This window comes from Roseburia sp. AF20-18LB (assembly GCF_003461185.1).
Taxonomy (GTDB): Bacteria; Bacillota; Clostridia; order Lachnospirales; family Lachnospiraceae; genus Roseburia_C; species Roseburia_C amylophila.
This window is the reverse complement of record NZ_QTWP01000004.1, coordinates 123,039-137,893: the sequence shown is the minus strand read 5'-3', so window position 1 is coordinate 137,893 and position 14,855 is coordinate 123,039. Positions and strand designations below refer to the sequence as shown.

16 protein-coding genes and 1 pseudogene are annotated in these 14,855 nt (G+C 38.8%); 16 read left to right on the top strand and 1 reads right to left on the bottom strand.

Features of this window, described 5'->3' with window-relative positions:
* Positions 1–8: 8 nt before the first annotated feature.
* From DWX65_RS09665 to DWX65_RS09660, 3 genes are all read left to right on the top strand, one after another.
* Positions 9–923 (top strand): phospholipase D-like domain-containing protein, encoded by a 915-nt coding sequence (locus DWX65_RS09665; RefSeq protein WP_158552028.1) that lies wholly within the window; start codon positions 9–11, stop codon positions 921–923.
* 271 nt (positions 924–1,194) lie between these two features.
* Positions 1,195–1,428 (top strand): hypothetical protein, encoded by a 234-nt coding sequence (locus DWX65_RS14995; RefSeq protein WP_118540901.1) that lies wholly within the window; start codon positions 1,195–1,197, stop codon positions 1,426–1,428.
* Positions 1,346–1,825, top strand: a complete 480-nt coding sequence (locus tag DWX65_RS09660; protein ID WP_199534303.1) for a hypothetical protein — start codon at positions 1,346–1,348, stop codon at positions 1,823–1,825. Before DWX65_RS14995 ends, DWX65_RS09660 begins: the two co-directional genes overlap by 83 nt.
* Positions 1,826–1,899: 74 nt before the next feature.
* On the opposite strand, the pseudogene DWX65_RS15765 reads toward DWX65_RS09660, so the two are convergent.
* Positions 1,900–2,082 (bottom strand): annotated as a pseudogene (locus DWX65_RS15765) (IS481 family transposase); the annotation flags it as partial.
* Between the two features lie 330 nt (positions 2,083–2,412).
* Here DWX65_RS15765 and DWX65_RS09650 point away from each other — a divergent pair.
* The 13 genes from DWX65_RS09650 to DWX65_RS09585 all read left to right on the top strand — a co-directional run bounded on the left by DWX65_RS09650 (position 2,413) and on the right by DWX65_RS09585 (position 14,852).
* Entirely contained in the window at positions 2,413–3,150 is a 738-nt protein-coding gene (locus DWX65_RS09650; protein WP_117698008.1) for a DUF6577 family protein, read from the top strand.
* Between the two features lie 6 nt (positions 3,151–3,156).
* Complete coding sequence (locus DWX65_RS09645) at positions 3,157–4,173, top strand: nucleotidyl transferase AbiEii/AbiGii toxin family protein (protein ID WP_117947768.1); 1,017 nt, start codon at positions 3,157–3,159, stop codon at positions 4,171–4,173.
* Positions 4,174–4,300: 127 nt separating this feature from the next.
* Complete coding sequence (locus DWX65_RS09640) at positions 4,301–4,861, top strand: RNA polymerase sigma factor (RefSeq protein ID WP_022243687.1); 561 nt, start codon at positions 4,301–4,303, stop codon at positions 4,859–4,861.
* Positions 4,858–5,550 (top strand): hypothetical protein, encoded by a 693-nt coding sequence (locus DWX65_RS09635; RefSeq protein ID WP_117698010.1) that lies wholly within the window; start codon positions 4,858–4,860, stop codon positions 5,548–5,550. The genes DWX65_RS09640 and DWX65_RS09635 overlap by 4 nt, the downstream gene beginning before the upstream one ends.
* A 319-nt stretch (positions 5,551–5,869) precedes the next feature.
* Positions 5,870–6,304, top strand: coding sequence for a hypothetical protein (locus tag DWX65_RS09625; RefSeq protein ID WP_227710007.1), 435 nt, complete (start codon positions 5,870–5,872; stop codon positions 6,302–6,304).
* Positions 6,305–6,739: 435 nt separating this feature from the next.
* Positions 6,740–8,101 carry an MATE family efflux transporter gene (locus DWX65_RS09620; RefSeq protein WP_118087732.1) on the top strand — a complete coding sequence of 454 codons (1,362 nt, stop codon included), beginning with the start codon at positions 6,740–6,742 and terminating at the stop codon, positions 8,099–8,101.
* 53 nt (positions 8,102–8,154) lie between these two features.
* Positions 8,155–8,640, top strand: a complete 486-nt coding sequence (locus DWX65_RS09615) for an NUDIX hydrolase (protein ID WP_118173351.1) — start codon at positions 8,155–8,157, stop codon at positions 8,638–8,640.
* 330 nt (positions 8,641–8,970) lie between these two features.
* Positions 8,971–9,996 (top strand): phosphoribosylformylglycinamidine cyclo-ligase, encoded by a 1,026-nt coding sequence (gene purM, locus DWX65_RS09610; RefSeq protein ID WP_118173350.1) that lies wholly within the window; start codon positions 8,971–8,973, stop codon positions 9,994–9,996.
* The gene (purN, locus tag DWX65_RS09605; protein WP_118173349.1) at positions 9,990–10,625 is read left to right on the top strand and encodes a phosphoribosylglycinamide formyltransferase; all 636 of its coding nucleotides are present in this window, start codon (positions 9,990–9,992) and stop codon (positions 10,623–10,625) included. Before purM ends, purN begins: the two co-directional genes overlap by 7 nt.
* An 83-nt stretch (positions 10,626–10,708) precedes the next feature.
* Complete coding sequence (gene purD, locus DWX65_RS09600; protein ID WP_117841760.1) at positions 10,709–11,983, top strand: phosphoribosylamine--glycine ligase; 1,275 nt, start codon at positions 10,709–10,711, stop codon at positions 11,981–11,983.
* A gap of 529 nt (positions 11,984–12,512) precedes the next feature.
* The gene (gene thyA, locus DWX65_RS09595; protein WP_117698015.1) at positions 12,513–13,361 is read left to right on the top strand and encodes a thymidylate synthase; all 849 of its coding nucleotides are present in this window, start codon (positions 12,513–12,515) and stop codon (positions 13,359–13,361) included.
* Positions 13,362–13,379: 18 nt separating this feature from the next.
* Positions 13,380–13,871 (top strand): dihydrofolate reductase, encoded by a 492-nt coding sequence (locus tag DWX65_RS09590; protein ID WP_117841761.1) that lies wholly within the window; start codon positions 13,380–13,382, stop codon positions 13,869–13,871.
* A 21-nt stretch (positions 13,872–13,892) separates the two neighbouring features.
* Entirely contained in the window at positions 13,893–14,852 is a 960-nt protein-coding gene (locus DWX65_RS09585) for an AEC family transporter (protein WP_118173348.1), read from the top strand.
* Positions 14,853–14,855: the final 3 nt, after the last annotated feature.

Genomic DNA, 14,855 nt, shown 5'->3' with positions numbered 1-14,855 from the left:
GTGATAACGTGAGTATCTTAATATCTGATGAAATAAAGAAATGTATCTATAAGGAATTACAAAGTTGTCATCAATCCATTGTAGTTATTACTGCGTTCTGCAAGCAAAATGCACTTGAGTTTATGCAGAAAAATTGTAATGAGACAATAAAGGATAAGACGTTAATTGTGCGTTTTCAATTAAAAGATATTATTAATGGTGCAACTGATTTGCAAATTTATGAGTATTGTAAATCACATGAATGGAAAATGTATGCTTATTTTGATTTGCATGCAAAAATGTATATATTTGATGATAAGAATGGAGTGATAGGAAGCGCAAATTTAACAAATAAAGGAATACTGCTGGAAGAAGGCGGTAATCTTGAAATGGCTGAAAAATGTGAAGTGGATGAAACAGATATACAAAGAGTAAACTGTCTTATAAAAGGCTCCGTGGAAATGGATGACCGAATATATAGTATTATGAAGGCAGAAGCATTAGACAAGATGAAAAATAGAACTTCTTCTGAGTTGGGCTGGTCAAAAAGGATTACCGACTTGTTTCGTCCGGTAGAAAACATGTTATTCGTAAATGATTTTCCGGAATATGATACAGCGAAGGAAAGCTTAGGGCAGAAAATAGAATTTCTGGAAATGAGTAAAGGAGAATCATTAACTGAAATACAGCAAGCATTTTCGTTATGCAGAGCATACCGATGGCTCTTAGAATTATTGCAGAAACATGGTGGTGAAATGTATTTTGGTGAAATTACGGTAGAATTACATAGTGCATTAGTAAATGATCCAAAGCCATATCGAAAAGATGTAAAAGTACTTCTGGCAAGATTGTTAGAGTGGACACAGGAGTTGGAATGCAAAGAAGTCATTGTGGACAGACCGAGGCATTCGCAACGGGTGAGATTGAGCCAGAAAGTGAATTAGAATATTTAAATAGTATTTTTAATAGACTACACATTTTGAATGAATTTTCAAGGTGTGTAGTTTTTTTGGGTCGAAAAATGTAGATGGAATTCATGGAAGTGGAAATCTTTGCCACAATGTTAAGTGGTGAACTTAAATTATTTTTGATTTTGTGCTTGTGTAGCAGGAATGAAGGAACTTCTCTTATATGGTTATTTATGGTATCATATAAGAGAAGTAGTACTATATAATCAGAAAGAAACAAATAACCTTGATTACAGGAGGTATGGCAATGAGAAATTGGATGGATTTAAATGGCGATGGAGAAATAGATAGCTCAGAAATGATGTTTGCAGGAGAAATGCTTTGCACTAGCAGGGAAGAACATGAAGTATTATTTGGAGATGCCGGAGACTTCGAGGATGACGCAAAGGATGATTTGTATGAGAAAGAATTCATTTGGACAGGGACTGGCAATATTCCTTGTAATAATAGGCGTTCTGTTTGTAATAGGTTCCATAGGTGAAGCAAGTGAGCCTAAGTGCATTAAGGCAGGATGTGATAATAAGCAGGCAAGTGGAAGCAGCTATTGTTATTTGCATAAACCATATACGGGAAGCAGTACATCCCATAGCAGTTCATCATATAGCAATAAATCGTCTGGCAGTACTTCTAAGAGCAGTACAAGTAACTCTGGTTCAAGTAGCAGTTACAATAATAAATCAAATTCTACAAACAAGTCATCATATAGCAGTGGTACAAAGAAAAGTACAACGACAAAGAAGAGTACATATGACTCTTATGATGATGGCTATGATGATATCTATATGGATGACGATTATGACTATGACAGATATGACAGAGACAGCGATTATGCAGATGGTGTAGATGATGCAATGGATGAGTATGGAGAAGATTGGTAATGCTGACAAAGTTTTACGGAAAGGAGACCACTATGGAAGAACTTTATTTTACCATCAGGAGTTTTCAGTTAAGAACCAATACTTGAATCACCACACCATACTTCATTTATGTGAGGTCTTTCATAGCGGCGCATATCCTGATTGCTGGTTGTTTTGAGCTTAAGAGCCAGGAGATTAATATATCTGTTAACCGTGGATTCAGATACATCCCCTTTTTTGATGCTTCCGTTTTCATGAAGCTGTCTGTAGATAGCAGAAAGTCTGATGATGTTATCGTTCCAAGCGTACCTAAAACCGGAAAGGCAAGGTAAGTGCTTATGACAGATAAAGAGAAAAGGTACTGGGCATATTTTCTGAATGGAGGGCGATTCATCTTATGGTGGATTGCTCTTTTTGTCGTTTTGCTTGAAAAAGTAAAAAAATTCCAGGTATATTTTTTTGAGAAAAGCAAAATATATTAATGGCACTAAAATAATAATAGTGCCGAAAAAATATTGACAAATATGAAAAGAGATATTACGCTATTCATATATTTCCGGCACTTGGCTGGGTGAAGTGCCGGAAAAATAATTGGAGGTGATATCACGATGACTGAAGAAATTTATTTCAGGGGTGTTCATAATGTGACGGAATTTACGCGCAATGAATTATTCGTCTCTTTTCGTCAGGGAGGATATCAATTAAGTGAAGCTTCGTTCTACAAAAAGGTTGAAGATATGGTCAATGATGGTGAGATAGTAAGGGTGGGACGTAATCATTATTGTTTGCCGAATGATAAGCGGCAGGTGTACCGTCATGACTATTCGGAATTGGCGGAAGAAGTGGCATTGCAACTAGAGGAACAATATCCATATTTGAATTTTACAATATTTGAATTTGTTCAAATGAATGATTTCGTAAATCATTTAGTGGCTCATAATGTTATATTCCTATCAGTAGAATCAGATATTATGGAATTTGTTTTTGATACATTAAAGGAGAAATATCCTGGAAAAGTGCTTATCAATCCAACGGCAGATATCTACCATCAGTATTGGTCGGATAACATGATTGTAATTGTAAAGCTTATAACAGAAGCACCAAAAGGACAGGAAAAATCGTGGCATACAAGATTGGAGAAGCTATTAGTAGACATTATGTCAGAACCGTTACTTCTGGCATCTATAAGTGAGTCAGAATATCCGGGTGTATATATGGATGCTTTTGCAAGATACTATATTGATGAAAATTGTTTGTTTCGATATGCAAATCGAAGAAAGAGCGCAAAGAAAATAAAGAAACTGCTACATGATAAAACGGATATTATATTAAAAACAAAGGAATAGGTGCAAATGCTTTTGAAAGAAAATTTTAGTGAGGAATATATTCGCAGTCTACAAAAGGACAGCAAGAGAGATCCGGTGCTTTTAGAACGTACTGTATATGCTTTTGGACTTCTTGAAGCTTTGGCAAGGGTGAGGATGCCATTTATTTTTAAAGGTGGTACCTGCCTTATGATGCTAATGGATAAGCCACGTCGATTATCTACAGATATTGATATTATTGTGGAACCAGGGACTGATTTGGATGATTACTTAGAAAAAGCATCTGCTATATTTCCATTTCAGATGGTGGAAGAACAGAAGAGAGTCGGAAAAAACAATATAGAAAAGCGGCATTTTAAATTTACTTATGATTCACCAATTAACAATAAACAATTTTATATATTATTGGATGTGCTAGAAGTTGAGACAAAGGAAATAAGAAATGATTTACTACTGACGGAAGAAGAGTATCTAACAGTTAAAATTCCGAGTGCAGATTGTATTCTTGCAGATAAACTGACTGCATTTGCTCCTCATACGACAGGTGTCGAACTTAATAAAGGTAAGGATATGGAAGTAATGAAGCAGCTTTATGACGTGTGTTCTTTAATAGAGGTTTTTAAAGAATGCGATGTTGTAAAGCGTACATATGAACCGATTGCGTTGGCGGAGATTGCATACCGTGGAATAAATGCAACACCAACGGACTGCTTATGGGATAGCTTTGAGTCAGCTTTATGTATTGCGTCACGAGGCAAGGTCGGAGCAGAGGAGTATCCGATATATGTTAAAGGTATACGTGACTTACGTGGACATATTTATGCAGAAAACTATAGTCCGGAAATTGCAGCAGGGAGAGCAACCATGGTTATGTACATGGTAATGTGTTTGTTGACAGATACAGAGTTTGAAAAGGTGAGGGACTTCCGGGAATATGCCAATCATAAATTAGTGCATGAAAAGTTATTGACTCTTCGTTACTTGAAAAAGGCAAATCCAGAGGCCTATGCTTATGTGGTGAAGACTGATGAGATAATGAAATAAAATGATACTTGAAGAATTAATATCAAAAGCTAATCTTTGAATAAATATTTTTTGAATTTAAGTGACTCTTGACACATTTTCCCCGTCTATTAGGGTGAAAGGCCTTAATACAAAGGAGGAGAAGCCTATGGATGATAAACAGATATTAGATTTATATTGGGAGCGCTCCGAAGCTGCTATATCCGAAACTTCAAAAAAATACGGAAAGTATTGCAGATACATAGCCTTTAATATTCTTCACAATGACGAAGACAGCGAGGAATGTGTAAATGATACTTATTTAAGAGCTTGGAACAGCATACCGCCTAACCGTCCATCTGTTCTAAAAACTTTTTTAGGGAAGATTACTCGCAACTTATCTTTGGACAGGTACGAACTGCTCAATGCAAAGAAACGTAATGGCGGGCAAATGCCATTGATTTTTGATGAAATACAAGAGTGCATACCATCGTTGGATAGTACAGAAAACATTGTTGAAGAAATTGCTCTAACGGATATTCTCAACCGCTTTCTTTCTTCCCTGTCATTAGAACAGCGAAAAATCTTTATGAGAAGATATTGGTATTTATCGCCCATTAAAGAAATTGCAACGGAATATGGTATGAGCGAGAGCAAAATCAAGATGTCATTATTTCGTTCAAGGAACGAACTCAAAAAATTGTTAGAGAAAGAAGGTATCTCTGTATGAAAGAAAAGAAACTTTTAAGGGCATTGGGAAATGTCGATAATCAGTATATTAAAGAAGCTGAACCTATGAAAAAAACAAGTAAAATAACTAATCGGCAAAAATGGGTGTCTGTTGCTGCTTGCTTCGTACTCGTTGCTGTGATTGGAGTGGGAGTTTTTCAAAGCAAACTGTTTGGTACAAAAAACGATATTGCCACGCTGGATAGTGGAGAAACAATTACTTTTGTTAAAAATGACTTATCACAATCTTCAATTGACTTAAATGTAACAACAAGACCTTTGAGCGATGCTGAAATTGAAATGCTTTTTGCAGACTTGCCTGTTACCGCAGATGCTTACTTTGATGCTGACAATCATAATATTCTGGGTTTTGAGGGAAAAATTGGTGATACAAGAATGGTAGTTTCTAAACAGGGTGTAAATCTATTAGATACTATCATTGATGGAAATACAATCACTTCAAGTGTAGACGGCGTTGATATCAATGCAGGATATTTCATAACAAAGTCAAATAGTCAAGGTATCAAAACCGTAATATATTATGCAACCTTTGATATGGGAGAGAACACTATTTATGTAGAGTATTCTGGCACTGAAAATGAAAGTGAAACTGTAAAGAACAACTTGGTAGACACAATTTTGCAGTTGATTGAGAACGGTGCATTTGATTTGAGCCAAATCCAAGAATAATCTGCAAATTTGTACGATAAGGCAAAGCTAACAGCATTGCATATTATGGAACGGTGTGCATTGTGCTGCTTGGATTAATGTGGAGTATAGTCATGGAATTGAAGCAGGAATTAAAAGAAGACCTTTTGGGGTTTCCACAGGAACATTGGCTTGTTCCGTGTTCTAATAGTTCGAGATATAACAAGGTGTTTCGTTTTATATGGTTAGTAGGCGTCGTTTTAAGAACGATATTTTTATTAATGATTAAAAGGGGGATGAGTCTTTGATAAAAGTTATATTTTATTTTTTGCTTGTAAGTATAGGAGCAGGTTTGGTGCAGATGAAAATACCGCTGTTTGGTGGTCATGGCAAGCGGTGGGAAGAACAAAATTATGCACAGCGGTTTGGCGGTATCTTTTTTCCGGCATTCATTGCGCTTGTAGTTATCTTTTTATTTAATGAGTATAAGACGGCTCAATTACCCACTTTGAATGAAGAAATGCTGATGAATGGAGCGGAGTATTGTTTGGTAACTGATCTGAATGAGATAGGAGATGCGGATTATGCTTATGAGATAAAAAGCGGAAGCTCACAAGAGGAGATTTGTGGAATTATATCAAGTATATGTATAGACTTAAAAAGGGAAGATGATTTGGTAAATGCCAGATATGAAAACGGAGAATATATTATCATCAGCAATGGCATAACAATAGGACGGGCTGTCATAAATGACAAAGCAACAACAGATTTGTTGAAAATATACTTTTGCGACTAACAGTGGATGAGCGTTTCTGTGTAACTTTAGGCGAGAATATCAAAAAATTTTCGTTCTGTTCACATTAACTGCTATATATTCGTTGAAGAATTTGCTATAAAATAAGTGGTTAAGGATACCTGTTAGCCCATAACACGAAAGGCGATGTTATGTATGCGTATGTAAGCTCAGTAACAATTCTGTCTTTCTGCTAACGACAAGGCTTCCTATGACGTGACGTAGATTATAAAAGATATTAAAGAATGGATTACATCATGGAACGAGTAGTACAATTTTTAAAAGAAGCAAGACAGTCTATGCTTGATGCTTATCCTTCTTTAACTATGGAAAAGTAAGAGGATTGCGTGATGTAATAGATTATCGTACAATGGATTATTATCAAAGAAGATATATGGCAGGAAAGGAACAGCAAACCAACCAAAGTGAAATAAAATTATGAGCAGTAAAGCAGAAAGCAGAAGAAAAAGTATCGGGATGACATCCGGCTCTTTATGGAAGAACATCTTCCTCTTTAGCATACCGTTGATGTGTTCTCAGATATTAGAAGTATTATTTAATTTAAGTGACGTAGCAATTGTAGGAAAATATGCAGGATATATCCCCCTTGGGTCGGTTGGCTCGACCACGCTGTTGGTGTCCTTATTTACCGGCTTCCTGATTGGAATGGGTGGCGGTGTTAATGTAAGGGTAGCGCATAAACTGGGCGTAGGCGATGCGAAGGGAACGGAAGAAACCGTGCACACGGCGGCATTGATTTGTCTGGTGGCAGGACTTATACTGTGCCTGATATGTAATATATTTGCGGAGCCATTTTTAAACATTTTACATACAAAATCAGAGTTTATGGATGGCGCAGTACTATATTTTCGGATTTATGCACTGGGGCTTCCGGCACTTGCAATTTACAATTTTGGAAATGGTGTTTTAAGTGCATCCGGCGAGACGAAGCTTCCACTTATTTATCTGAGTATTGCCGGTGTGTTAAATGTGTTATTAAATCTTTTCTTTGTTATCCAGTGTAATATGGCAGCAGGCGGAGTGGCAATTGCCAGCGTTATTGCTCAGTATGTGTCAGCTATTTTGGTGGTTTCTCATCTGTGCCGGAGAAAGGATAGCTGCAGGCTTTACTTTTCCAGACTGCGTTTTCATAAGGAAGCGGCGAAAAGTGTGCTGATGCTTGGCGTTCCGGGCGGAATGCAGAATGCAATCTTTGCAATTGCAAATCTTTTTGTGCAGACCGGAGTCAACTCCTTTGATGCGGTTATGGTGTCCGGCAATTCAGCGGCAATCAATGCAGATACGCTGATTTTTAATATTATGACAGCATTTTATACGGCATGCGCCAGTTTCATGGGACAGAATATGGGGGCAGGAAACAGGGAACGCATGATAAAAAGTTACCGCATCAGTTTATTGTATTCGTTTCTGGCAGGCGTAATTTTTGGTGGGCTGCTGGTGGTTTTCGGAAGACAGTTCCTGTCTCTTTTTGCCAGCAAACCGGAGGTAATTGAAGCCGGAATGGAGCGGATTAAGATTATGGGATTTTCCTATGCACTTTCCGCATTTATGGACTGCACTATTGCGGCATCCCGCGGAATTGGAAAGAGCATTGTGCCGACCATTATTGTTATCATGGGCTCCTGCGTATTCCGTGTAATCTGGGTATATACAATTTTTGTATATTTTGGAACCATTGCATCCTTATATCTTTTGTATGCATTTTCCTGGTCGATTACAGCAATTGCCGAGATTATTTATTTCAAAGTATGCTTCCGGAAGCTTCGGATAGCGGCATAGAACCATAGAGTCATGGAAGAAAGTAAAAAAGAAAGCGGAAGAGAGAAAGAAAAATGGAAGAAAGACGTTCGGAAAATACAACGCTTTGCTATATAGAAAAGGAAAATTGCTACCTGATGATGCACCGGGTGAAGAAAAGCCATGATGTAAATAAAGATAAATGGGTTGGTGTTGGCGGTCATTTTGAAGCCGGAGAATCTCCGGAAGAATGCCTGCTTCGGGAAGTAAAAGAAGAAACCGGGCTTACTTTGGATGCCTATCGGCTGCGGGGCGTGGTAACTTTTGATTCCGATGCGTGGCCGACAGAATATATGTTTCTTTATACGGCAGATGAATTCCACGGTACGATGACCGAGTGCAACGAAGGAACACTGGAATGGATGCCAAAGGAAGAAGTATATAATCTGCCTATCTGGGAAGGTGATAAGATATTTTTCAGGCTGTTAGAAGAGAGGGAGAGTTTCTTTTCGTTGAAATTATCCTATCAGGGAGATACTTTGACCCATGCCATATTAGATGGGACAACCCGATTGAAATAAAAGTAAATTATAAGTAGAAATAAGCAACTAGATACCATTAATTAGAAAAACTAATTAGTGGTATTACTATATATAATTGGTCTTTATAAGCAAATGACGTTATAATGTAAGTAGCATTGAGCAGTGCCAGACCTTATAAGCAGTCCGTTGGGCTGCTGGCAGTCCAAACGGGCTGCTTATAAGGTTGCCAAGCATCCGTAAGAAGCTGCCGGTGGCAGGTTCTGTAGGTCTGATAGGGCGAAAGCCCGTAGTATGGAAATGCGAAGCATTTCCATACTTGCACTGAAAAAATAAAGAGCAAGATAAAGAATAATTTCAGGAGGAAGAACAATGGATTACAAGAACGCAGGCGTGGATATTGAGGCAGGATATAAGTCCGTAGAACTGATGAAGGAGCATGTAAAGAAGACCATGCGTCCAGAGGTTCTTGGAGGACTGGGCGGATTTTCCGGAGCATTTTCATTAGAGAAGATTAAAGAAATGGAAGAACCGGTACTGTTATCCGGAACAGATGGCTGTGGCACGAAAGTAAAGCTCGCCATGATTATGGACAAGCATGATACCATCGGTATTGATGCAGTAGCAATGTGTGTAAATGATATTGCCTGTGCAGGTGGAGAACCATTATTCTTCTTAGATTATATTGCATGTGGTAAGAATTATCCGGAGAAAATTGCAGCCATCGTAAAAGGTGTAGCAGAAGGCTGTCTTCAGTCTGATGCAGCATTAATTGGTGGAGAGACTGCAGAGCATCCGGGTCTGATGGCAGAGGATGAATATGACCTGGCTGGATTTGTAGTAGGTGTATGTGATAAGAAAGATATGATTACCGGCGAGACCCTGGCAGACGGTGATGTTCTGATTGGTATGGCATCAACCGGAGTACATTCCAATGGATTTTCACTGGTTCGTAAAATCTTTACCATGGATAAAGAAACCCTTGATACATACCATGAAGAACTGGGAACTACTTTGGGAGAAGCATTACTTGCACCAACCAGAATTTATGTAAAAGCACTGCGTGCCATCAAAGATGCCGGCATCCGTGTAAAAGCCTGCAGCCATATCACAGGCGGTGGTTTCTATGAAAATGTTCCACGTATGCTTCCGGAAGGAAAACATGCAGTGATTGAAAAGAACAGCTATCCGATTCCGCCAATCTTTACCCTGATGGCAAAAGAGGGAAATGTAGAAGAGAAAATGATGTACAATACCTACAACATGGGACTTGGTATGGTACTCGCAGTTGCACCGGAAGATGTAGATAAAACCATGGAAGCAATCAAATCTGCCGGAGACAAGCCATATGTTGTTGGTAAGATTGAAAACGGAGAAAAGGGTGTTACATTATGCTAAAAGTTGCAGTATTAGTATCCGGTGGTGGAACCAATCTTCAGGCAATTATCGATGCCATGGATAATGGAACCATTACCAATGCAAAGATAGAAGTGGTAATCAGTAATAATCCAAATGCCTATGCCTTAGAGCGTGCAAAAAAACATAATATCAAGGCACTTTGCATTTCTCCGAAATCCTATGAGAACCGGGCGGCATTCAATGCTGATTTCTTAGAAAAATTGAATGAATATAAAGTAGATTTGGTTGTGCTGGCAGGATTTTTGGTGGTAATTCCACCGGAAATGATTGCACAGTACCGCAACCGGATAATCAATATTCATCCATCCCTGATTCCATCTTTCTGTGGAACAGGCTTCTATGGATTGAAAGTTCACGAAGGAGCACTTTCCCGTGGAGTGAAGGTAACAGGAGCTACGGTGCATTTTGTGGATGAAGGAACAGATACCGGCCCAATCATTTTACAGAAAGCAGTTGCAGTTGAAGAGGATGATACGCCGGAGATTCTGCAGCGTCGTGTGATGGAACAGGCAGAGTGGAAGATCATGCCACAGGCAATTGATTTAATTGCCAATGGAAGAGTAGAGGTAGAAGATGGCAGGGTGAGAATTCTGCCAGAGACGAAGTAGAATTACCCGCATAAATAGAAAACCAGATAGTGTGTCATAAGTTGGTACACTAGCTGGTTTTTGCAGAAAACAGGAGGATTAACATGAACGTATTAGTAGTTGGAAGCGGCGGAAGAGAGCATGCAATTGTGACAAGCGTAGCAAAGAGCAGCCGTGTAGATAAGATTTACTGTGCACCGGGCAATGCCGGAATCGGACAGCTGGCAGAATGTGTGAACATTGGAGCCATGGAATTTGACAAGCTGGTAGCTTTTGCAAAGGAAAAAGAGATTGATTTTACCATTGTAGGAATGGATGATCCATTGGTCGGTGGAATTGTAGATGTATTTGAAGCAGAAGGATTAAAAGTATTCGGACCGAGAAAGAATGCTGCAATCTTAGAGGGATCCAAAGCATTTTCCAAAGATTTGATGAAGAAATATAACATTCCGACCGCAGGATATGAGACCTTTGATGACCCGAAAAAGGCATTGGAGTATCTGGAAACTGCAAAAATGCCAATCGTATTAAAGGCAGACGGACTGGCACTTGGTAAAGGTGTTCTGATTTGTAACACCTTAGAGGAAGCGAAAGCCGGAGTAAAAGAAATCATGGAAGATAAGAAATTTGGTTCTGCCGGCAACCATATGGTAATAGAAGAGTTCATGACAGGCCGTGAAGTATCCGTGCTTTCTTTCGTAGATGGCAAGACCATTAAGATTATGTCTTCCGCACAGGACCACAAACGTGCCAAAGATGGAGACCAGGGCTTAAATACCGGTGGAATGGGTAACTTCTCTCCAAGTCCTTTCTATACCAAAGAAGTAGATGATTTCTGTAAGAAATATATCTATCAGGCAACCGTAGATGCCATGGCAGCAGAAGGAAGACCATTTGTAGGTGTTATTTTCTTCGGTCTGATGCTGACAGAGGATGGACCAAAGGTATTAGAGTACAATGCCCGTTTTGGTGACCCGGAGGCTCAGGTAGTTCTTCCGAGAATGAAAAATGACATCATTGATGTAATGGAAGCCTGCGTAGACGGTAAATTAGATACCATTGATTTACAGTTTGAAGATAATGCAGCCGTATGCGTTGTTCTTGCATCTGACGGATATCCGGTGGCATATGAAAAAGGATTTGAAATCAAAGGCCTTGAGAACTTTGATGGCAAAGAAGGTTACTACTGTTTCCATGCCGGAACCAAGTTAAATGAGGAAGGAAAAATTGTAACTAACGGAGGCCGTGTACTTGGCATCACAGCCAAGGGAGCTACCTTAAAAGAAGCAAGAGCCAATGCTTATAAGGCAACGGAGTGGGTAGACTTCGAAAACAAGTATATGCGCCATGACATTGGAAAAGCCATAGATGAAGCATAAAGTTAAAAAATGATTTAACGAATCGACAAAATAGAAAGATAAGAAAAGTATCCGTAAAAAACAGAAAAATTTACGGGTACTTTTTCTATACTTAAAAATGCAATGCAATAAAGAGACGAGAATCAATGAAGAATTCTTGAAATTAAAACAAGACATAATAAATTTTGATAAAATAAAAACCAATCATACTACGATAATTCAATTCATATTAGAACAGACCGGTTCATATTGGGATAGACCAATTCTTCCGCCCATCCCCCAGTCCGGCATATTCCCTTCTTCTAAAAAATAATAAAATCAGAAAACAAATTAACATAAATCTTAAAAGAAAGATTTTAAGATTACATAATATATAAAATAATAAAAATTGATAAGACAACTTGCAGGAGAAAAAGAAAATGCACAAGCTGCAATCATAAATTTGTAATGTTAAATTTTCTACTCTTGCGCTTGGTGGGATTATCCGATACAATATTAATTTAGAATATACTCTAAACAGTGAAAAAACTAGCGCAGGAGGTGCCGCAGCATGAGTCTGGCAGATAAAATTTTTATCGATATGTGTCAGGATATATTGGACAACGGGGTAAGTACAGAAGGAGAAAAGGTCCGCCCACATTGGGAGGATGGAACCAGTGCTTATACAATTAAGAAATTTGGTGTGGTAAACAGGTATGATTTATCCAAAGAATTTCCGGCAATTACATTACGAAAGACAGCAATCAAGAGCTGTACCGATGAGATGTTATGGATCTGGCAGTTGAAGTCCAATAATGTCAATGACTTACACAGCCATGTCTGGGATGAATGGGCAGATGAGACAGGCTCCATTGGAAAAGCATATGGCTACCAGATGGGAGTAAAGCATAAATATAAGGAAGGAATGTTTGATCAGGTAGACCGTGTGATTTATGACCTTAAGAACAATCCTTTCAGCAGAAGAATCATGACCAACATATATGTACATCAGGATTTAAGTGAGATGCATCTTTATCCATGCGCATACAGCATGACCTTTAATGTAACTCAGAAGAAGGGGGACGATAAGCTGACTTTGAATGCAATTTTAAATCAGCGTTCCCAGGATATCTTAGCTGCCAATAACTGGAATGTCTGCCAGTATGCAGTACTGATGCATATGCTGGCACAGGTGTGCGATATGCGTGTGGGAGAGTTAGTGCATGTGATTGCAGATGCACATATTTATGACCGGCATATTCCTATTATAAAGGAACTGATTCAAAGACCGACGTATGACGCACCGACATTCTGGCTGAATCCGGATGTAAAGGATTTTTATGAATTTACCAGAAATGATGTACGTCTTGATAATTATGTGACAGGACCACAGATTCAGGATATTCCAATCGCAATATAAAAGGAGCAGGTGAAAGAGATGAATTTAATCGCAGCAGTAGATGCTAATTGGGCAATTGGCTATAAGAATAAATTACTGGTAAGCATTCCGGATGATATGAAATTTTTCCGTCAGACCACAACCGGGAAAGTGGTAGTCATGGGACGTAAGACCTTGGAAAGCTTTCCAAATGGACAGCCTCTTAAGAACCGTGTCAATATTGTACTGACCAGTGATAAGAATTATAAAGTGAAGGATGCCATTGTGGTGCATGATTTAGACGAACTGCATAAAGAGTTAGAGCAGTATAACAGTGAGGATGTCTATGTTATTGGCGGTGAAAGCATTTATCGTCAGCTTTTGGATGAGTGCGATGTAGCACATATTACGAAGATTGACTATGCATATGATGCAGATGCCTATTTCCCGAATCTGGATGAAAAGGAAGAATGGCAGATTACAGAAGACAGTGATGAACAGACCTATTTTGATCTGGAGTATTACTTCTTAAAATATGAAAGAATAAGATAAGCAGAAAGAAACGTGTAAGAAATGAATAATCTTATTTTCAGTTTAAATACCACCATGCCAATCTTTCTTGTGATGGTAATCGGTTATATCTTAAAGCAGATTGGTATGCTCAATGATAATTTTGTAACGGTGGCGAATAAGTTTAATTTTAAGGTGACCTTGCCATTTATGTTATTTCGGGATATTTCTACGGTAAATATCCGGGAAATCTTTGATTTGAAATATGTGCTTTTCTGTGCACTGGCAAGTACCGCCTGTTTCTGGGTAATCTGGGGAGCTACAAAGCTTTTTGTAAAGGATAAATCCATCCGTGGTGCATTTGTGCAAAGCTCCTTCCGGAGCAGTGCCGCAGTCATGGGACTGGCATTTATAGAAAATATTTATGGCAGTTCTGCCATGGGACCATTGATGATTATCGGGGCAGTGCCGCTTTATAATATCTTTTCTGTTATTGTACTGACCTTTGAAGCCAATGAAGATGGAGCGGGAGAAGAGGCAGTACATGGTGGCAGAATCAAGAAAGCATTTCTTAACATATTAAAGAATCCGATTATCCTTGGAATTGCCTTTGGTATGGTGGCAGCATTATTGTCCCTTGATTTTCCTACCATGGTAGATAAGACCATTGAGAATGTGGCAAAGATGGCAACACCACTGGCGTTGATTGCACTGGGTGCAGGCTTTGAGGGAAGAAAGGCCCTGGCAAAAATCAGACCGACCCTTGCAGCATCTGCAATCAAGCTTGTGATACAGCCGCTTTTATTACTTCCGGTGGCAGCAGCCTTGGGATTTACCGGAGAAAAAATGATTGCAATTCTGATTATGCTTGCATCACCGACTACACCAAGCTGCTATATTATGGCAAAGAACATGAAAAATGATGGTGTGCTGACAGCAAGTATTATTGTGACAACAACGCTTTTGGGAGCATTTACCTTAACTGGCTGGATTTTTATTCTTAAGACCATGGGATTGATATAGAGG